The 18,686-nt window shown below is 68.5% G+C and carries 16 protein-coding genes; 8 read left to right on the top strand and 8 right to left on the bottom strand.

Annotated elements, in window-relative coordinates; all coding sequences use genetic code 11:
- Positions 1–167 precede the first annotated feature (167 nt).
- Entirely contained in the window at positions 168–1,553 is a 1,386-nt protein-coding gene (locus O9344_RS07095; RefSeq protein ID WP_298474634.1) for an FAD-binding oxidoreductase, read from the top strand.
- Positions 1,554–1,556: 3 nt separating this feature from the next.
- Here O9344_RS07095 and O9344_RS07090 read toward each other — a convergent pair whose 3' ends face one another.
- Genes O9344_RS07090 through O9344_RS07075 form a run of 4 tightly spaced genes read right to left on the bottom strand, consistent with a single transcriptional unit; the run spans position 1,557 to position 6,079 of the window.
- Positions 1,557–2,489 (bottom strand): N-carbamoyl-D-amino-acid hydrolase, encoded by a 933-nt coding sequence (locus O9344_RS07090; protein WP_298474632.1) that lies wholly within the window; start codon positions 2,487–2,489, stop codon positions 1,557–1,559.
- Complete coding sequence (locus tag O9344_RS07085; RefSeq protein WP_298474630.1) at positions 2,486–3,637, bottom strand: diaminopropionate ammonia-lyase; 1,152 nt, start codon at positions 3,635–3,637, stop codon at positions 2,486–2,488. The genes O9344_RS07090 and O9344_RS07085 overlap by 4 nt, the downstream gene beginning before the upstream one ends.
- Before the next feature lie 13 nt (positions 3,638–3,650).
- Entirely contained in the window at positions 3,651–5,180 is a 1,530-nt protein-coding gene (locus O9344_RS07080; protein WP_298474628.1) for an aldehyde dehydrogenase family protein, read from the bottom strand.
- A complete protein-coding gene (locus O9344_RS07075; RefSeq protein ID WP_298474626.1) occupies positions 5,177–6,079 on the bottom strand; it encodes an NAD(P)-dependent oxidoreductase in 903 nt (300 codons plus the stop codon). Before O9344_RS07075 ends, O9344_RS07080 begins: the two co-directional genes overlap by 4 nt.
- A gap of 106 nt (positions 6,080–6,185) precedes the next feature.
- Here O9344_RS07075 and O9344_RS07070 point away from each other — a divergent pair, with 106 nt between their 5' ends.
- Positions 6,186–7,661, top strand: coding sequence for a M81 family metallopeptidase (locus O9344_RS07070; protein WP_298474625.1), 1,476 nt, complete (start codon positions 6,186–6,188; stop codon positions 7,659–7,661).
- Between the two features lie 7 nt (positions 7,662–7,668).
- Here the strand turns inward: O9344_RS07070 and O9344_RS07065 are convergent, their stop codons facing one another.
- The 4 genes from O9344_RS07065 to O9344_RS07050 all read right to left on the bottom strand — a co-directional run bounded on the left by O9344_RS07065 (position 7,669) and on the right by O9344_RS07050 (position 13,417).
- Positions 7,669–8,814: an amino acid ABC transporter permease gene (locus O9344_RS07065; RefSeq protein ID WP_298474623.1), complete on the bottom strand. Its 1,146-nt coding sequence runs from the start codon at positions 8,812–8,814 to the stop codon at positions 7,669–7,671.
- A 3-nt stretch (positions 8,815–8,817) separates the two neighbouring features.
- Positions 8,818–9,996: an amino acid ABC transporter permease gene (locus O9344_RS07060; protein ID WP_298474621.1), complete on the bottom strand. Its 1,179-nt coding sequence runs from the start codon at positions 9,994–9,996 to the stop codon at positions 8,818–8,820.
- Positions 9,997–10,111: 115 nt separating this feature from the next.
- A complete protein-coding gene (locus O9344_RS07055; protein WP_298474619.1) occupies positions 10,112–11,146 on the bottom strand; it encodes an amino acid ABC transporter substrate-binding protein in 1,035 nt (344 codons plus the stop codon).
- Between the two features lie 366 nt (positions 11,147–11,512).
- Positions 11,513–13,417, bottom strand: a complete 1,905-nt coding sequence (locus O9344_RS07050) for a sigma 54-interacting transcriptional regulator (RefSeq protein WP_298474617.1) — start codon at positions 13,415–13,417, stop codon at positions 11,513–11,515.
- A 194-nt stretch (positions 13,418–13,611) separates the two neighbouring features.
- Between O9344_RS07050 and O9344_RS07045 the strand changes: the two genes are divergently transcribed.
- The 6 genes from O9344_RS07045 (at position 13,612) to O9344_RS07020 (ending at position 18,674) form a co-directional block, all read left to right on the top strand.
- Positions 13,612–14,994 (top strand): CmpA/NrtA family ABC transporter substrate-binding protein, encoded by a 1,383-nt coding sequence (locus O9344_RS07045; protein WP_298474615.1) that lies wholly within the window; start codon positions 13,612–13,614, stop codon positions 14,992–14,994.
- A 29-nt stretch (positions 14,995–15,023) separates the two neighbouring features.
- Positions 15,024–15,488 (top strand): nuclear transport factor 2 family protein, encoded by a 465-nt coding sequence (locus O9344_RS07040; protein WP_298474613.1) that lies wholly within the window; start codon positions 15,024–15,026, stop codon positions 15,486–15,488.
- A 31-nt stretch (positions 15,489–15,519) separates the two neighbouring features.
- On the top strand, positions 15,520–16,365 hold the full coding sequence (gene ntrB / locus O9344_RS07035; protein WP_298474611.1) for a nitrate ABC transporter permease: 846 nt from the start codon (positions 15,520–15,522) through the stop codon (positions 16,363–16,365).
- Positions 16,366–16,370: 5 nt separating this feature from the next.
- Complete coding sequence (locus tag O9344_RS07030) at positions 16,371–17,261, top strand: ABC transporter ATP-binding protein (RefSeq protein ID WP_298474609.1); 891 nt, start codon at positions 16,371–16,373, stop codon at positions 17,259–17,261.
- A 39-nt stretch (positions 17,262–17,300) separates the two neighbouring features.
- Positions 17,301–17,789 carry a cyanase gene (cynS, locus tag O9344_RS07025; protein WP_108174446.1) on the top strand — a complete coding sequence of 163 codons (489 nt, stop codon included), beginning with the start codon at positions 17,301–17,303 and terminating at the stop codon, positions 17,787–17,789.
- A gap of 69 nt (positions 17,790–17,858) precedes the next feature.
- The gene (locus O9344_RS07020) at positions 17,859–18,674 is read left to right on the top strand and encodes a PHB depolymerase family esterase (RefSeq protein WP_298474606.1); all 816 of its coding nucleotides are present in this window, start codon (positions 17,859–17,861) and stop codon (positions 18,672–18,674) included.
- Positions 18,675–18,686: the final 12 nt, after the last annotated feature.

Here is an 18,686-nt window from a genome sequence, read left to right as displayed (position 1 = left end):
GGCGTCGGCGGAATGCCTAAGGTTCAGGCAATCTGCCACTGAAGGCGGCGAATAGGCTCCCCTGCGACAGCGGGCCACGGCTGCACCGACGGGCATGGCGGCATGGATCAGGATTTGGCACTGTGCGACCCTCCCCTGCCCTCGCCCTGGTAGCCCCGAGTTCGCCCATGACAGCCCTCGACCGCCTGCGCGCCGACCTCGCCGGCCTCGCCATCGCGGACGACGCCGCAACGCTCCGCATGGCGAGCCGCGACTTCTTCTGGTTCTCGCCGGTGCTCAAACCCGAACTCGAGGGCAAGGTGGCCGACCTCGTGGTCACGCCGGCGACCAAGGACGAGCTCCGTCGCATCGCCGCGGCCTGCGCGCGCCACCGGGTGCCGCTGGTCATCCGCGGCGGCGGCACCGGCAATTACGGCCAGGCCGTCCCGCTCGCCGGTGGCGTGGTGGTCGACATGCGCAAGCTCGACCGGAAGATCTTCGCCCGGCCCGGCGGCTGCCGCTTCGAGGCCGGCGCCAACATGCTCGACATGGACAAGATGCTCGATGCCGACGGGCAGGAACTGCGGTTCCATCCCTCGACCCGGGCGCAGGCGACCATCGGCGGCTTCGTCGCGGGCGGCGCGGCCGGCGTCGGCTCCTGCACCTGGGGCCAGATCGACAATCTCGGCGCGGTGACGGCGCTTGAGGTGATGACGGTGGAGGAGGAGCCGCGGCTCATCGAGCTGCGTGGCCGCGAGATCCTCAAGGTCATGCATGCCTATGGGGTCAACGGCATCATCACCGAGGTGGAAATGCCGACAGCCCCCGCCCATGACTGGGCCGAGCGAATCGTCACCTTCGACAGTTTCATGGCCGCCGCCCGCTTCGGCCAGGCCTTCATGGAATGCGAGGGAATCGCCAAGAAGCTCGTCTCGGTCCACGACGCGCGGATCGGGCCCTACCTGAAGCGCCTCGCGCCCTATCTGCCGGAGGGCCGGGCCTTCGCCATCCTCATGGTCTCGGAGCCGCAGGCGGACACGCTCGACCTGCTGATCGCCGACCACAAGGGCGAGGTGACGTTCCGGCGCGGTGCGGCCGAGGCCAAGGCGGTCGCCTTCGGCACCCATCACGGGCGCGGCGGGCCGGGGCCGCTCTACGAATACACCTGGAACCACACGACGCTGCACGCGCTGAAGATGGACCCCGCCATCACCTACATCCAGCTGCGCTTCCCCGCGCCGAACAATGTGGCGCTGGTGGAATGGACCGCGAAGGAATTCGACGAGGACGTGCTGCTGCACCTCGAATTCCAGCGGCGCGAGGGCAAGGTCATCACCTCCTCGCTGGCGCTGGTGAAATACACCACGACCGAGCGGCTGAACGCCATCATGGCGCGGGCGACGGAGGGCGGCGTGCAATCCTCCAACGCCCATTCCTATGTGCTGAACAATGCCGGCTGGAAGCGGATCGATGCGCCGCAGCCCGAATTCAAGCGCCTCGCCGACCCTTACGGGCTGATGAATCCCGGCAAGCTGGTGGGCTGGGAGGCCGAGGCCAGCCAGGCGGCGGAGTAGGCCTCACCCCCCCCCCGCCTTCACCGCGCCGCGCTGTTCGACGATCCTGCGGTATTGCTCGGGCTGGCGGTGCATCTCGAAATTGAAGGTCGTCGCCTTGTAGCTCTTCGTGAGGTCAAGGTCGCAGCGGGCGACGACGAGTTCATCGTCCTGCGTCAGCGCCTGGCCGATCACCTCGCCGGTGGGGGCGATGATGGACGAGCCGCCGATCATCTCGCAGCCCTCCTCCACCCCGGCCTTGGCGACGCCGACGACCCAGGTGCCGTTCTGGTAGGCGCCGGCCTGCATGACCAGCTGGTTGTGGAACTCGGAGAGCCGGTCATGGTCGGGCGCCGGCGGATTGTGCCGCGGCGTGTTGTAGCCGAGCAGGATCATCTCGACCGACTGAAGGCCCATGACCCGGTAGCTCTCCGGCCAGCGGCGGTCGTTGCAGATCATCATGCCCATGGTGCCGCCAAAGGCGTCCCAGGTGCCCCAGGACAGGTCACCGACCTCGAAATAGTGCTTCTCGAGGTGCTGGAAGGCCCGCCACGGCTCGTGACCGGCATGGCCCGGCAGATGAATTTTACGATATTTCCCAACAATCTCTGCGGATTTGTTCACGAGGATGGCGGTGTTGAAGTGCCGCCCTTCGGGGGTGAGTTCGGCATAGCCGAGCGAGAAGCCGATGCCGAGGCGCCTGGCCTCGGTGAAGAGCGGCGCCGTCTCGTTCGAGGGCATCTCGCGCTCGAAGAAGGCGTCGATCTCCTCCTGGCTCTCCATCCACCAGCGCGGAAAGAAGGTGGTGAGCGTCAGTTCGGGGAAGACGACGAGGTCACAGCGATGGGAGGCCGCCTCACGCATCAGCTCCACCATGCGAGCGACCACCTGCGCCCGAGAATGGGCGCGCTGGATGGGGCCCATCTGTGCGGCCCCGACGGTGACGATGCGGCTCATGCGGCGTCCCTTTCGACCTCTTCGGCGCTGCGGCCGACGATCTTGCGATAGATGGTGGGGTCCGTGGCGCCCTCGGTGCCGATGCAGAGGACGCGCGAGGTGGCGTCGAGCCGGAGCAGCGCCCGCGCCGCGGGGTCGGCGGCGGCTGCCATGAGCCCGGCAAGGCCCGCGACGCCCGATTCACCGGCGGCCACGCCAAGATCGGCGAGACGGCGCATCGTGTCGGCTGCGCGTCCGTCGGGGATGTCCATGAAAGCGTCGGCGCCGGGTGACAGCAGCGCCCAAGCGAGTTCGGAGGGTTCGCCACAGGCGAGACCCGCCATTATCGTGTCGAGGTCGCCGCCAACCGTCGTCCAGCGGCGGGCGGCGGCGCTTTCAAGGAGGCAGGCGGCGCGATCTGGCTCGACCACGACGAGGACCGGCCGGTCGGCGCCAAAGCTCTCCCAGGTCCAGGACAGGATGGCCGCGGCAATGCCCCCGACGCCGCCCTGGACGAAGACATGGGTCGGACGTGCCCCTTGCGCCTCCGCCTCGATGCCAAGCACCGCATAGCCCTGCATGACATCGCGCGGGATGAGGTCATAACCCGGCCAGGACGTATCGGAGACGATAGTCCAGCCATTCGCCGCCGCGGCTTCCGCCGATGCCCGCACGGCATCGTCGTAATTGCCGGGCACCCGTCGCACCTCGGCGCCATAGGCGGCGATGGCGTCGGTGCGGCCCTCACTCACCGTCTCGTGGACATAGATAACCGCGCGGACCCCGAGCCGGCGCGCGCCCCAGGCGACGGCGCGGCCATGGTTGCCGTCGGTGGCGCAGGTAACGGTGAGGCCCTCCGCCGAGCCGCGGCCGGCGACCAGCCGCTCCACCGCATAGGCGCCGCCGAGCGCCTTGAAGCTCTTGAGCACGAAGCGATGGGCCTCGTGCTTGTAGAGGATCGAGGCGACCCCCGCCTCGCGCGCCAGGGCGTCAAAGGAGAGGAGCGGCGTCGGCGCATAGCCGTCCCAGGCCGAGATGGCGGCATGGGCGGCCCGGCCACCCTCCAGCGACAGGATGGCCCGCTGCTCCGGCCCATAGGGCAAGGTCCGGTCGAGGTCCGGGTTGGCGAGGAGGCGGCTGTCGCCGGCGACAGTCAGGATCTCGGTCATCGGGGCCACGGGATCAGCCGGCATAGCCGAAGCCCACGGCCGGCGCCTCGGCCGTCTCCACCCAGACGCTCTTGGTGGTGGTGTAGGCGTGGAGCGCCTCGAGCCCTGACGACCGGCCGTAGCCGGATTGGCCGAAGCCGCCGAAGGGGCTCATGACATTGGTTGTCTTGTAGGAATTGATCCAGAACGTGCCGGCCCGCACCTTGGCGGCGACGCGATGGGCGCGGCCGACATCGCGGGTCCAGACCGCGCCGGCAAGGCCATAGTCGGTGGCATTGGCGAGCGTCACGGCCGCCTCTTCGCAGTCGAAGGGCGTGACCGCCACAACGGGGCCGAAGACCTCCTCGCGGGCGATCTCCATGGTGGGCGCGACGCGGTCGAGGACGGTCGGCGCGTAGAAGAAGCCCTCCCCGCGGCCCTCCGGCCGGCCGCCACCGGCAGCGATGACCGCGCCCTCGCCCACTCCGGCCTTCACCATGTCGTCGATCTTTGCCCATTGGCCGCCATGGACGATGGGGCCGATCTGGGTCGCCTCGTCGAGCGGATCGCCGACGGGGATGCGCGGCGCGGCCTTGGCGAGGCGCTCGACGAACTCGGCGTGGATGGAGCGGTGGACCAACAGCCGCGAACCGGCGACGCAGGACTGGCCGGCGCCGGAAAAGATCGCCGCCTGCGCGCCGAGCACGGCGCGGTCGAGATCGGCATCGGGGAAGACGATGTTGGCGGACTTGCCGCCAAGCTCCAGCAGGGTTGGCACGACGCGCTTCGCCGCCGTCGCGGCAATGCGCGCGCCGGTCTCGCGCGATCCGACGAAGACCACGAGCCGGGTCAGCGGATGGGCGACTGCGGCGGCGCCTGTCGTGCTCCCCAGACCGGCGAGGACATTGACGAGGCCCTTCGGCACGCCGGCCTCCTTGCAGATCACGGCGAGCGCCAGCGAGGTGAAGGGTGTCAGTTCGGAGGGCTTCAGCACCACGGCATTGCCGGCGGCAATGGCGGGAGCGATCTGCCAGCCCGCGGTGAAGATCGGCGCGTTCCACGGGGTGATCTGCACCACGGCGCCGAAAGGCTCGCGCCGCACATAGTTGAGATGCGAGGTCGGCACCGGGATGACGTCGCCGTGCAGCTTGTCGGCCCAGCCGGCATAGTACTCGAACATCTCCGCGACCTTGGCGACCTCGACGCGGGTGTCGCGGATCGGCTTGCCGGAGGCGAGGGTCTCGAGTTCGGCGAGGGCCGCCGCCTTGGCGCGCACCCCCTGCCCGATGGCCCAGATGATGCGGCCGCGCGCGGAAGCCGGCGTGGCGGTCCATGCGGCGAAGGCGGGCACGGTGGCCTCCAGCGCCTGCGCCGCGACCGCCTCGCCGCCGTCGCGGAATGTCGCGAAGGGCGCTCCGGTGACGGGATCGACGAGGGTGATGGTCTCGCCGGCCCCTGCCACGGTTTCGCCGGCGATGCGCGAGCCGATGACGCCGCCCGGCACGAGGGAGGCGAACAGCGCCGCGACACGGGCGGCGGTGTCGGGACGGTGATGGAGCGTCATGGGGCCTGCCTGTCCTCGACGATGCGGTTGAAGTCCTCGCCATCGGCGATCAGCGCGGCGCTGTCCGCCCAGATGCGGGCGACGAGGTCGCTCACCGGCAGGTCCACGCCGACCTCGGTCGCGAGGGCTGCAGCGAGGCGCACATCCTTGCGCATCAGCCCCATGGTGAAGCCGGAATCGAAGCCGCCGTTCAGCACCCAGCGGGGATAGTTGACCTCGGAGACGGCCGAGCGGCCGGAGGCGGCATTGACCACCGCCAGAACGTCGGCGGCGGGAACGCCGGCGGCCTCCGACAGGCGCACGGCCTCGGAGACCGTCAGCAGGTGAGCGCCGACGAGGAGATTGTTGACGAGCTTGGCGACATTGCCCGCACCCGGACCGCCAACATGGAGCCGTTTGGCGCTGATGGCCTCCAGGGCCGGCAGGACGCGGGCGAGGTGACCGGCCTCGCCGCCGATCATCATGGTGAGCGTGCCGGCCTCGGCACCGGCGGGGCCGCCGGAGACAGGTGCATCGATGAAGCCGAGCCCCTTCTCAGCCGCAAGGACCGCGAGCCGGCGCGAGACCCCGGCCTCGGAGGTCGAGGTATCGACGAAGACGGCGCCCTCGGGCGCCTTGGCGAGGAAACCATCGGGAGCCTCCACCACTGTCGCCACCACATCGGCGGTGGGGAGCGAGGCGATCACGACGTCGCTCGCGGCGAAGAGGTCGGCGAGCCTGAGGGCGACAACGCCCTTCGCCTGCGCGAGGGCGACCCGCTCGGGCGAAGGATCGCTGCCGAGGGTGCGGAAGCCCCTGGCCGCCGCGTTGGCGGCCATGCCGAGGCCCATGCGCCCGAGGCCGACGACGCCGATGGTCAATGCACTCAACGGGATCCCCTTCCCTGTTGATTGAGGCATGCGCGGAACGGATGGCCTCCGCGCCAGCGCCTGCGTGGAAAAGCACGTTCGCCCATGAAAGGGTCAAGGCGAAACGTTGGGCAGACCCTCAGGGAACACGGCAGCCATGCGCATCTTCACGGCCAGCATCGCGACGGAGACCAATACCTTCTCGCCGATCCCCACCTCGCTCGACAGCTATCTGACCTGCATCGCGTTCCGACCGGGCGAGCACCCGACCGACAAACCGACGCTCTGCACCGCGCCGCTCTTCGTCGCCCGCCAAAGAGCCCAGCAGGAGGGCTTCATGCTGGTGGAGGGCTCGTGCTTCTTCGCCCAGCCGGCCGGACCGACGACACGCATCGCTTACGAAACCATGCGCGAGGAGATCCTCGCCCAGCTGAAGGCCGCGCTGCCCGTCGACGGCGTCCTCCTCGGCATGCACGGCGCGATGGTGGCCGATGGCTATGACGACTGCGAGGGCGACATGCTCGAGCGGGTTCGGGCGCTGGTCGGGCCGACCTGCGTCATCGGCGTCGAGCTCGACCCGCATTGCCACATGACCGCGAAGCGCGTCGGCCTCGCCGATATCATCGTCTGCTTCAAGGAATATCCGCATGTCGACATCCTGCCGCGCGCGGAAGAACTGCTGACCCTGGTGCTGAAGACGATCCGCGGCGAGATCCGGCCGGTCGCATCGCTCTACGACTGCGGCATGATCGCCTTCTATCCGACTACCTCCGAGCCAAACCTGTCCTTCGTGGCGCGACAGAAGAGCTTCGAGGGACGCGACGGCATCCTGTCCGTATCCTTCGTCCACGGCTTCCCCCATGCGGATGTGCCGGACATGGGCTCGCGAATGCTGGTCTACAGCGACGGTGACAAGGCCAAAGGCGCGGTCCTTGCCAGCCAGCTCGGCGAGGAGATCATCGCGCTGCGCGGCAGGACGGCTCCGCCCAATCTCGACTTCGTCGATGCGCTGGATCTCGCCCTCGCCGCAGACACGGCAAAAGGCCCCGCGATCATCGCGGAGCCTGCCGACAATGCCGGCGGTGGATCGGCGTCCGACAACACGCTGGCGCTGCGGGAGCTGATCGCCCGCGGCCTCGACAATGTCGCGGTCGCGCCGCTCTGGGACCCTCAGGCGGTGGCCTTCTGCCTCGCCGTTGGCCCCGGCGCGCGGCTGCGGCTGCGCATCGGCGGCAAGACCTCGGACCTCTCCGGCGATCCGGTCGATGCGGATTGCGAGGTGCTGGCGGTCGCCCGCGACCAGCATCAGAGCTTCGGCGAGGCCAAGGCGCCGGTCGGCGACCTCGCCGCTGTGCGGATCGGCGGCGTCACCGTCATCATGAACACCAACCGCTGCCAGGCGCTCGGACGCGAATTGTTCACTGCCCTCGGGCTCGACCCGTCATCCTACCGCCTGCTGGTGCTGAAATCCGCCCAGCACTTCATGGCCGGCTATGGCCCGATCGCCTCGCACGTCTTCTATTCGGAGACGCAAGGCCCCTCGACCCAGCGCTACGAGACCCATGCCTATTCCCGCATCGCCCGGCCGAAATGGCCGCTGGATGCGGAGGCGTCGGGTACGCTGCTGCTGTGACCGGCCGCTAGCGCACCTTTTCCGGGCTGAGATCGCTTTCGAGGCGCTGGGAATAGCGGCTCATCGTGTAGCAGGCGATGAAATAGACGAAGGCGGCGTAGAGATAGGCCTCCGTCGCGAAACCCAGCCAGTTGGAGTCGCCCAGCGCCGAGCGCAGCGTCGTGAAGAAGTCAAAGATGCCGATGATCAGCACCAGCGTCGTGTCCTTGAACAGGCCGATGAAGGTGTTGACCTGGGCGGGGATGGTGATCTTCAGCGCCTGCGGCAGGATGATGAAGCGCATGGTCTGCGCATAGTTCAGGCCGACCGAGGCGGCGCCCTCGAACTGGCCCTTGGGGATCGCCTGGAGGCCGCCGCGGAAGACCTCGGCCATGTAGGCCGCGGCGAAGACGATGAAGGCAATCTGCGCGCGGATCAGCCGGTCGATCTCGACGCCCTGCGGCATGAAGAGCGGCACGATGAAGGTGGCGATGAACAGGAGCGAGATCAGCGGCACGCCGCGGATGAACTCGATCCAGGCCACCGACAGCGCGCGGACGATCGGCCGCTTCGAGCGGCGGCCGAGCGCCAGCATGATGCCGATCGGATAGGCCATGGCGAGGCCGAAGACCGAGAGGAAGATGGTGACGAGCCAGCCGCCCCACAGCCGCGTCGCCACCGGCTCGAGGCCGGGAATGCCTATGCCGAGGACGGAGCCGCCCATCAGGCCCCACATCACCGCGAGCACGCCGAGCCAGCCATAGACGAGTTCGCGCCGCCAGAAGGCGCGCTGCGTCGAGAGCGCCACCATGGCTGCGAAGATCACCAGGACGGTTGCGGGCCGCCAGCGCTGCTCGAAGGGATAAAGCCCGAAGACCGAGAACCAGAACTTCTCGCCGATAAAGGCCCAGCAGGCGCCGCCCGCCTCGCGGCACTGGGCGGCCGTGCCGACGAAGGTGGCGTTGAACAGCGCCCAGGACAGGAACAGCGGCAGCAGCCAGGCGAGGAGCCCGAGGCAGACGAGCGTGATGACGGCGTTGCCGGGTGTGCCGAAATAGGTGCGCAGGAGCGCGACAGGCCAGGAGGGCCGGACGCTCGCCGGCGGCTTCAGGTCGGCGAGCCGCTCGCTGGCGACGAAGGCGGTGAAGGTGGCGGGGGCGACGGGAGGGTTCATGGGTCAGCGCTCCCGGATCGCGACGCGGCCGTTGTACCAGTTCATGAAGGCCGAGGTGACAAGGGAGATGGTCAGGTAGACCACGGCGAAGACGAGGATCACCTCCACCGCCCGGCCGGTCTGGTTCATCGTCGTGTTGGAGACGTGGACGAGGTCGGGATAGCCGATTGCCACCGCCAGCGACGAGTTCTTGGTGAGGTTGAGATACTGGCTGGTGAGCGGCGGGATGATGACCCGGAGCGCCTGCGGCAGGATGACGAGACGCATGATGCGCGGTGCCGGCAGGCCCAGCGCATTGGCGGCTTCCCACTGGCCCTTCGACACCGAGACGATGCCGCCGCGGACGATCTCGGCGATGAAGGCGGCGGTGTAGAGCACCAGGCCGAGCAGCAGCGCCACGAATTCCGGGGACAGCTCGACGCCGCCGGAGAAGTTGAAGCCCTGCAGAACCGGCACCGAGAGCGTTGCCGGGAAGCCTTGGGCCGCGAGGGCGAGGAACGGCAGGCCGAGGATCAGGCCGGCGGCGATGGGCAGCACCGGCGGGGCATCACCGGTCGCCTCGCGGCGGCGCTTCAGGGCCTTTGCCACGACGACACTGGCCACGATGCCGGCGACGAGGGCCCAGATGGCCGGCCAAAGCGCCGGCGACCACTCGACCCAAGGCATCTTCATGCCGCGGTTCGACAGGAACATGCCGGGTCCCACCGGCAAGGCCTGACGCGGGCCCGGCAGGGCGTTGATGATGGCGTACCAGAGGAAGAGCTGCAGCAGCAGTGGCGTGTTGCGGACAACCTCGACATAGCCGGCAACGATGCGGGCAAGCAGCGGGTTGGAGGACAGGCGCATCACGCCGACCGCGACGCCGAGCAGCGTCGCCAGAACGATGCCGACGACCGCGATGCGCAGCGTGTTGAGCAGGCCGACCACGATGGCGCGGCCATAGGTATCCGTGGGCGCGAAGCTGATCAGCCCCTCGCCAATGGCGAAGTTGGCCTGCCGCCCGAGATAGTCCCAGCCGAAGGTGAGACCACGGGCCAGCATATTGGCCGACATGTTGTTGAAGGCGGCCCAGACGACGACCACGACGAAGAGCACCAGCCCCGCCTGCAGGGCGAGCCCGCGTTTGACGGGATCGTTCCAGAACGCCGTCTTCGGCGCAGTCGGGCGGTCGGTTGTGGTCATGGCACTGTCCCGGGGCGGCGGCGGTTGGCGACGGGGCTTCGCAAATCCCGTGCCCGGTATGGCGAACCCCGGGGCGCGTGGCGCGCCCCGGGGCCGACGGTCATGTGAGGCGCGATCAGCGGGCCGGCGGGGCGTAGAGCAGGCCGCCGTTGGTCCAGGTGCGGTTCAGGCCGCGCTCCAGGCCAAGGGGCGTGTTCGTGCCGAGATGGCGCTCGAAGATCTCGCCGTAGTTGCCGAAGGCCTTGATGATGGCGCGCATGTAGCCCGCATCGGCGGCGCCGAGGGCAGCGCTCATGCCGGGCTCGGTGCCAAGCAGGCGACGGATGCGCGGATCGGTGGCGGTGGTGGCCATCTGGTCGACATTGGCCTGGGTGATGCCGAACTCCTCGGCGTCGATGAGACCGAAGACGGTCCAGGCCACGATGTTGGTGAGCTCCTCGTCACCCTGGCGGACGACGGGGGAGAGCGGCTCTTTCGAAATGCGCTCGGGCAGGATCACGTGGTCGCGCGGGTTGGTGAGCAGCACGCGGGCAGCGGCGAGCGCGGCGAAGTCGTTGGTGAAGACGTCGCAGCGGCCCTGGTCATAGGCGCGGCGCAGCTCGTCGAGCGCCTCGATGACCACCGGGCGGAAGGTCATGTTGTTCTGGCGGAAATAGTCCGCGAGGTTCAGCTCGGTGGTGGTGCCCGGCTGCACGCAGACGGTGGCACCGTTGAGCTGCTTGGCCGAGGTGACGTTGAGGCGGCGCGGCACCATCACGGACTGGCCGTCAAAGAAGACGATGGCCGGGAAGTTGAAACGGTTGACGCCGGTGTCGCGGGTCAGCGTCCAGGTGGAGTTGTTGGAGAGGATATCGACCTCGCCATTGGTCAGCGCGGGGAAGCGCGACTGGGTCGTCACCGGCACGAACTCGACCTTCGAGGGGTCGTTGAAGATGGTGATGGCGACGGCGCGGCAGATCTCGACGTTGAAGCCGCCCCAGACGCCCTGGGCGTTCGGCACGCCGAATCCGGGGTTGGACGGGCCCTGAACGCCGCAGCGGATGGTGCCGCGGGCCTTGATGGCGTCCAGATCGCGGCCGGCCTCGGCGGCCGTCGGGCCGAAGACGAGGGCGGAGGCCGCGAGGCCCGCCAGGACGAAGTTCCTTATCATTCCCAACTCTCCTGATGAGGTCCCGCTCGCCGGACGAGGGGTCGGCGGGGCAATCGTTGGCCACCGGTGCGTCCCGGAAGCTGCGCCAAGGTCTGCCCATGACGGCCAGCTTTTCAACGGGCCCATCAATCTCTGTGACAATTTGCATCAGCTGAGCTGATCGGTGGCAACGTACCGAGGTGCGTGCCGCTTCAGGCGTCACGCATTGCGTCAAATGACCGGAATCACGGTGCCACGACACCGTTGCATGTCGGCCCCCGTGCCCAAGGATGAGGCGACAGGCCGCAAGTCTGTAGCCGGCTCGGGCCGGGATGAGTGAGCGTTGCGGCGATCCGTCGCAGCAACGTCAACGGGTATCTGCCATGCTCAGACGGACGAATAGGACATGCCGCGCCAGGCTCGGGGGTCGAGGCCGTGGGCCTTGAGACGCGAGGCGAAGGTGGTGGGCCTGAGGCCGAGCCGCTCGGCCGCGCCGCCCGGACCGGAGATCTTGCCGCCGGCAAGTTCAAGGGCCGCGACGAGGCTGCGCCGGTCGCGCTGGCGCCGCTCCTCCTCGGTGAGGAGACCATCGGCCGGCACCACGATCGGCTCGGGAGCGGTGCGGCGCGGCGCACTCCCCGGCAGGTCGATGGCAAGGCGGCCGTTGCGGGCGAGGATCGCCGCGCGCTCGATCACGTTTTGTAGTTCTCGGACATTGCCGGGCCAGTCATAGGCGGCAAGGCGCCGGACATCGCCCTCCGACAGGCCGAGGCCGGAGACCTTCAGCTTGCGCTCGGCATGGCGAAGGAAATGCAGCGCGAGCGGGGCGACGTCGTCGATCCGCTCGCGCAGGGGCGCGGAGTGGATGGGGAAGACGTCGAGGCGGAAATAGAGATCCTCGCGGAAGCGCCCTGCCCGCACCTCGGCACGGAGGTCACGGTTGGTCGCGGCGATGACGCGCACGTCGACGCTGCGGGTGCGCTCCTCGCCGACACGCTCGAACTGGCCCTCCTGGAGGATGCGCAACAGCTTGCCCTGGAGCTCCAGCGGGATCTCGCCGACCTCATCGAGGAAGAGCGTGCCGCCATCGGCAAGCTCGAACCGGCCGATGCGGTCGCGCAGCGCGCCGGTAAAGGCGCCGCGCACATGGCCGAAGAACTCGCTCTCGAAGAGTTCGCGCGGGATGGCGGCGCAGTTGACGCGGATCAGCGGCCGATCGCGCCGGCTGCTCGCCTCGTGGATGGCGCGGCCGATCAGCTCCTTGCCGGTGCCGGATTCGCCGGTGACGAGAACAGTCGCGTCGGTCGGGGCAACGAGGTCGATCTGCCGCTGCACCTTCTGGATGGCGGCGGAGCGGCCGATGATGCCGCGGTGATTGCTTTCGAGGCGGATCTCCTCCTGGAGATAGGCGTTCTCGCGCTCCAACCGCTCACGCAAGCTGTCGACCTCCGCGAGGGCCTGGCGCAGCTTTTCCTCCGCCTCGCGACGCTGGCTGACATCGCGGAAGACGATCACGGCGCCGATGATGGCGCCGCGCTCGCGAATGGGCGTCGAGGTATATTCGACCCAGAGGGGCGTGCCGTCCTTCTTCCAGAAGACCTCGTCGGTGACCGTCTGCACTGCGCCATTACGGAAGGCGGCGTAGATCGGGCAGGCCTGGTTCGGGTAGGGCGAGCCGTCGGCGCGGTGGTGGTGGACAAGCGAATGCATGTCCTTGCCCACCAGCTCGTCCGCCGTCCAGCCGAGCAGCGCCTCGGCGGCGGGATTGACGAAGGTGGTCTTGCCATCGGCATTGACGCCATAGATCCCCTCGCCCGCCGCCTTCAGGATGAGCTGGTTCTCCTTCTCGATCGTGTGGAACAGGCGCTCGACCCGCTTCCACTCGTCGATGCCCTGGCGGAGCGTGCCGTCGGCATCGGCATCGATGTCACGGCGAAGGCGGGCCTCGAGGTCGACCATCGTCAGGAGGATGAGCGGCTCGGCACCGGCGCGCAGGACGGTAGCGGCATATTCGACGCGCAGCGTGCCGCCGCCGGCCTTCAGCGGTGAGAGGCTGCGGGTGTGGGCGACGCCCTTGTGCAGAACCTCCTCGGTGAAAACGACGAGGGCCGGGCGCTGGCCGCGGTGGAGATCGGTGACGCGCAGCGCCCGGAGCGCGGCTGCGGGATAGCCGAGCAGGCGCTCGGCAGCCGGATTGGCGTCGACGATGGCGGCCGAGCCGGGATCGATGACCAGTGCGGCCTCGGCGAGCGCGGTGAAGGCGGCTCCGGCGGGTGAAGCGGTCGGGATCACGGCGGACCTCCAGATGATGACGATTTATCGTGATCGCTTTCACGATCTTTCGTCAATCACGAATTCTCGTGAATTCGGCTGGTCACTCCCAATCCCCGAAATCTGCGGCTTTGCGCCAGCCCGGCCGGGTTGGCCTCACCCTTGCTAGCCCTTCGCCTGCGATCGCCGTCCACCGCAAGCCGAAGGATGACCCCATGGCCCTGTTCGACAATCCGTTCAATGCCGCGAAGCGTTCCCTCAAGGGCTGCGTCTGCGGCCGCCATGGCTCCGATGCCGAGCACGAGGCCTCCATCCGCGCCGAGGCGACCGCCGTCGAGGCGGCCGGCGAGGAGAGCCGCTATCGCCGGATCGTCGAGCAGGCGGTCATGCGCGCGCTCTTTCCCAATGACACGCACCGCCGCGCCTTCCTGCGGACCGTCGGCGCCACGACCGCCGCTGCCGCCATCGCCAGCTTCTTCCCCATCGGCGCGGCGACCGAGGCGCTCGCCCAGACCGGCCCGATCGAGAAGAAGGACCTCAAGGTCGGCTTCATCCCGATCACCTGCGCCACGCCCATCATCATGGCCCATCCGCTGGGCTTTTATTCGAAGCACGGCCTCAACGTCGAAGTGGTGCGGACCGCCGGCTGGGCGGTCATCCGCGACAAGACGCTGAACAAGGAATATGACGCCGCCCACATGCTGGCGCCGATGCCGATCGCCATCACCATGGGCGTCGGCTCGAACCCGATCCCCTATTCGGTCTCGGCGATCGAGAACATCAACGGCCAGGCGATCACGCTGGCCAACAAGCACAAGGACAAGCGGGATCCGAAGGACTGGAAGGGCTTCCGCTTCGCCGTGCCCTTCGACTTCTCGATTCACAACTACCTGCTGCGCTACTACCTCGCCGAGGCCGGCCTCGATCCCGACCGCGACGTGCAGATCCGCGCCGTGCCGCCGCCGGAGATGGTCGCCAACCTGCGCGCCGACAATATCGACGGATTCCTCGGCCCCGATCCGTTCAACCAGCGCGCGGTCTTCGATGGCGTCGGCTTCATCCACATCCTCTCCAAGGAACTGTGGGACGGCCATCCCTGCTGCGCCTTCGCAGCCAGCCGCGAGTTCGTCACCACCATGCCGAACACCTACCGGGCGCTGCTCAAGGCGATCATCGACGCCACGGCCCATGCGCAGAAGGCCGAGAACCGCAGGGAGATCGCCGCGGCCATCGCCGCGCCGAACTACCTCAACCAGCCGGTCACGGTGCTGGAGCAGATCCTCACCGGCACTTTCGCTGACGGCCTCGGCCAGGTGAAGCGCGATCCGAACCGCATCCAGTTCGACCCGTTCCCGTGGGAGAGCTTCGGGGTCTGGATCCTCACGCAGATGAAGCGCTGGGGCCAGATCCGGGGCGACGTGGACTATAACGGCATCGCCCGTCAGGTCTTCCTCGCCACGGACGCCGCCGCGATGATGCGAGAGCTCGGCCTCACCCCGCCGGCCACATCCAGCAAGAGCTTCTCGGTGATGGGCAAGACCTTCGATCCCGCAAAGCCCGAGGAGTACATCGCCTCCTTCGCCATCAAGCGCAGCTGAGGCGACGGCCCACCGCCATCGGAGCTCCCATGTCCCGGCCTCCCGTCCCGCCGTTCACCCTCGAGACGGCGCGCCAGAAGGTGCGCGCCGCCGAGGACGCGTGGAACACCCGCGATCCCGACCGGGTCGCCCTCGCCTATACCGAGGGCAGCACTTGGCGGAACCGCTCGGAGTTCTTCGCCGGACGGCCGGCTATCCGCAGCTTCCTCGCCGCCAAATGGGCGAAGGAGCACGACTACCGGCTGATCAAGGAGCTCTGGGCGTTCCACGAGCACCGCATCGCCGTGCGCTTTCAGTACGAGTGGCACGATGCTGCGGGCCAGTGGTTCCGCTCCCACGGCAATGAGCAGTGGCAGTTCGACGCCGACGGCTACATGGAGCGGCGCGAGGCCAGCATCAACGACGTGCCGATCACGGAAGCCGAGCGCCGCTTCACCTGGCCGCTCGGCATCCGCCCTGCCGATTTCCCCGGCCTGACGGAGCTCGGCCTGTGACACCCGTCCTTCCAACCATCGAGGTCCGGCCATGACGCGCTCGATCGGCCTTCGCGCCCTCGTCCTGTCCCTGGTGATCCTGACCATCTTCCTCGCCGCCTGGCACGTCGCGGTCAGCGGCGGCGGCGGTGGCGGCCAGACGGTCGATCCGGAATATGCCAAGCTCGTCGGCGCTGCGGCCGCCACCGGCGGCCAGACGCCGATGCCCGGCCCGATCGATGTCGGCCGGACGATCTGGAAGCACCTCTCCGACCCGTTCTACGTGCGCGGCACGAACGACATGGGCATCGGCATCCAGCTCGCCTATTCGCTCGCCCGCGTGCTGCTCGGCTTCGGCATCGCCGTGGCCGTGGCGGTGCCGCTCGGCTTCCTCATCGGCATGTCGCCGCTGGTCTATCGGGCGCTCGATCCCTTCATCCAGGTGATGAAGCCGATCTCGCCGCTCGCCTGGATGCCGCTCGCCCTCTACACGATCAAGGATTCCTCGCTCTCCTCGATCTTCGTGATCTTCATCTGCTCGCTCTGGCCGATGCTGATCAACACCGCCTTCGGCGTCGCCTCGGTCCGCAAGGACTGGCTGAACGTCGCCCGCACGCTGGAGGTCGGGCCGGTGCGCAAGGCCTTTACGGTGATCCTGCCAGCCGCGGCGCCCACCATCCTCACAGGCATGCGCATCTCGGTCGGCATCGCCTGGCTCGTCATCGTCGCGGCCGAGATGCTCGTGGGCGGCACCGGCATCGGCTACTTCGTCTGGAACCAGTGGAACAACCTGTCGCTGACCGACATCATCACGGCCATCCTGCTGATCGGCCTCGTCGGCATGGTGCTGGACCAGATCCTCGCCCGCCTCACCCGCCTCGTGACCTATCAGGAGTGACGCGCGTGGCCTCGTCCTACATTTCCATCGAGGGCATCGCCCGCCGCTTCCCCGCCCCCGAGGGCGGCAAGACCACGATCTTCGAGGACCTCTGGTTCGGCATGGACCGCGGCGAGTTCGTCTGCGTCATCGGCCATTCCGGCTGCGGCAAGACGACGGTGCTGAACATCCTCGCCGGCCTCGACGAGCCGACCGAGGGTGCGGTGATCATCGACGGCAAGGCCATCGAAGGCCCGAGCCTCGACCGCGCCGTCATCTTCCAGAGCCATGGCCTGCTGCCGTGGCGCACCGTGCTCGGCAATGTCGCCTATGCCGTCGCGTCGAAATGGCGCGACTGGCCGAAGGCGAAGGTGGAGGAGCATGCGCGCAAGGCCATCGCCACGGTGGGTCTTGCCGGCGCCGAGATGAAGAAGCCCTCGCAGCTCTCGGGCGGCATGAAGCAGCGCGTCGGCATCGCCCGGGCGCTGTCCATCGAGCCGAAGATCATGCTGATGGACGAGCCCTTCTCCGCCCTCGACGCGCTGACCCGCGGCACGCTGCAGGACGAGGTGCGGGGTCTCTGCCGCACCACCGGCCAGACCGTCTTCATGATCACCCATGACGTCGACGAGGCCATCTATCTCGCCGACAAGATCGTGCTGATGACCAACGGGCCGGATGCCCGCATCGCCGAGATCGTGGTCAATCCTTTGCCGGCTGACCGTTCGCGCCACGACGTGCACAAGCACCCGGCCTTCTATCCCGTGCGCAACCACATCATCGACTTCCTGGTGACCCGCTCGAAGAGCTTTGCCGCCGAGCTCGCCACCCCCGGCAAGGTGTGGAACCGCCGCTCGCCGCCGCTGGTCACGCCCGGCGCCCCCGATCCGACGCCGCCGCTGGCGCGCGCCGTCTGACAACCCCGACCACCACAAAACACCCCAAGGAGACGGACGATGATCCGCGAAGAGCTCACGGAAAAGATCCTCGACATCAAGCGCGAGAAGGGCTGGACCTGGAAGCACATCACCGACGAGATCGGCGGCATGTCGCCGGTCCTCGTCATCGGCGCGCTGCTCGGCCAGCACAAGCTGGTGAAGCCGCTGGCGAAGAAAGCCGCGGCGCTGTTCGGCCTCACGAGCGCCGAGGAGGCCATGCTCAACGAGGTGCCCTATCGCGGCACCGGCACCTCCATGCCGCCGACGGACCCGCTGATCTACCGCTTCTACGAGCTGGTGCTGGTCAACGGCCCGGCCTGGAAGGCGATCATCGAGGAGGAGTTCGGCGACGGCATCATGTCGGCCATCGACTTCAACATGGAGTTCGAACGCGAGCCCAACCCCAAGGGCGACCGGGTGAAGATCACCATGTCCGGCAAGTTCCTGCCGTTCAAATATTACGGCAACGAGCAGGGCATCCCGGATTACGGCTTCAAGGAAGCGTGAGGGCGAAGGCCCTTCCCGGTGGGGCGGCGGCGGGCCAGACTGCCGCGCGCCTCATCCGGGAGCCCTGCCTTGCGCGCCGCCGCGATCGCCTTCTCCCTCGCGGCGCTCACCGCCCCGGTCGCCCGCGCCGATTGCCCGCCGGCCGATCCTTGCCGCCTTGCCGAGGGCCGCTACGCGCTGGCGGCGCCCTCCGCTTGGGACGGCAAGACCCCTTTGCCCCTCGTCGTCTTCTTCCACGGCCTCGGCGACACGCCCGCGGCCGTACTGTCGCGCACCGACATGATGCGCATCGTCGAGGAAAGGCGCATTCTCCTCGCCGTGCCGGAAGGCATCGACGCCCGCTGGTTCGTCCGCCCCGGCAGTCCGCGGCCACGCGATGATCTCGCTTTCGCCGCGGCGGTCGCGGAGGACGTGATGGCGCGCCACCCGGTCGACCCCGCGATGGTGGTCGCCAGCGGCTTCTCGGCCGGGGCCTTCCTCACCTGGACGCTGGCCTGCGAGCGGCCCGGCCGGTTCACCGGCTTCCTCCCCATCGCCGGCGGGTTCTGGGACCCCGTGCCGGAGGGCCCCTGCCCCGGCGGGCCGGTGGCGATCCGCCATGTCCATGGCCGCGCCGACCGCACCGTGCCGCTCGCCGGGCGGGCGCTCTCCGGCGGGGCGCGGCAGGGCGACATGCGGGCGAGCCTTGCCACTGCCCTCGTCACCAACCACTGCGCGCCGGTGCCGGAGGTGGCGGAGATGGCGGGCGAGACCTGCACCACATGGCGCGGCTGCCGCGGCGGCGCGCTCACCTTCTGCACCCATCCCGGCGGGCACGACATGGATGGCCGCTTCATCGCCGACGGCCTCGCCTGGCTGCGCACGGTGCCGCGACCAGCGAAATGAGACGACAGCAGA

Origin of the sequence: Phreatobacter sp. (genome assembly GCF_027532945.1) — a bacterium.
Lineage (GTDB): Bacteria > Pseudomonadota > Alphaproteobacteria > Rhizobiales > Phreatobacteraceae > Phreatobacter.
Note: the sequence above shows the minus strand (reverse complement) of the source record. Positions and strands in the feature narration are given on the sequence as shown.

What these genes read in the sequence shown, in the direction of transcription:
- O9344_RS07095 (WP_298474634.1), top strand. Translation starts at nt 168, where the DNA reads ATGACAGCCCTCGACCGCCTGCGCGCCGACCTCGCCGGCCTCGCCATC.
- O9344_RS07090 (WP_298474632.1), bottom strand. Translation starts at nt 2,489, where the DNA reads ATGAGCCGCATCGTCACCGTCGGGGCCGCACAGATGGGCCCCATCCAG.
- O9344_RS07085 (WP_298474630.1), bottom strand. Translation starts at nt 3,637, where the DNA reads ATGACCGAGATCCTGACTGTCGCCGGCGACAGCCGCCTCCTCGCCAAC.
- O9344_RS07080 (WP_298474628.1), bottom strand. Translation starts at nt 5,180, where the DNA reads ATGACGCTCCATCACCGTCCCGACACCGCCGCCCGTGTCGCGGCGCTG.
- O9344_RS07075 (WP_298474626.1), bottom strand. Translation starts at nt 6,079, where the DNA reads ATGCCTCAATCAACAGGGAAGGGGATCCCGTTGAGTGCATTGACCATC.
- O9344_RS07070 (WP_298474625.1), top strand. Translation starts at nt 6,186, where the DNA reads ATGCGCATCTTCACGGCCAGCATCGCGACGGAGACCAATACCTTCTCG.
- O9344_RS07065 (WP_298474623.1), bottom strand. Translation starts at nt 8,814, where the DNA reads ATGAACCCTCCCGTCGCCCCCGCCACCTTCACCGCCTTCGTCGCCAGC.
- O9344_RS07060 (WP_298474621.1), bottom strand. Translation starts at nt 9,996, where the DNA reads ATGACCACAACCGACCGCCCGACTGCGCCGAAGACGGCGTTCTGGAAC.
- O9344_RS07055 (WP_298474619.1), bottom strand. Translation starts at nt 11,146, where the DNA reads ATGATAAGGAACTTCGTCCTGGCGGGCCTCGCGGCCTCCGCCCTCGTC.
- O9344_RS07045 (WP_298474615.1), top strand. Translation starts at nt 13,612, where the DNA reads ATGGCCCTGTTCGACAATCCGTTCAATGCCGCGAAGCGTTCCCTCAAG.
- O9344_RS07040 (WP_298474613.1), top strand. Translation starts at nt 15,024, where the DNA reads ATGTCCCGGCCTCCCGTCCCGCCGTTCACCCTCGAGACGGCGCGCCAG.
- ntrB (WP_298474611.1), top strand. Translation starts at nt 15,520, where the DNA reads ATGACGCGCTCGATCGGCCTTCGCGCCCTCGTCCTGTCCCTGGTGATC.
- cynS (WP_108174446.1), top strand. Translation starts at nt 17,301, where the DNA reads ATGATCCGCGAAGAGCTCACGGAAAAGATCCTCGACATCAAGCGCGAG.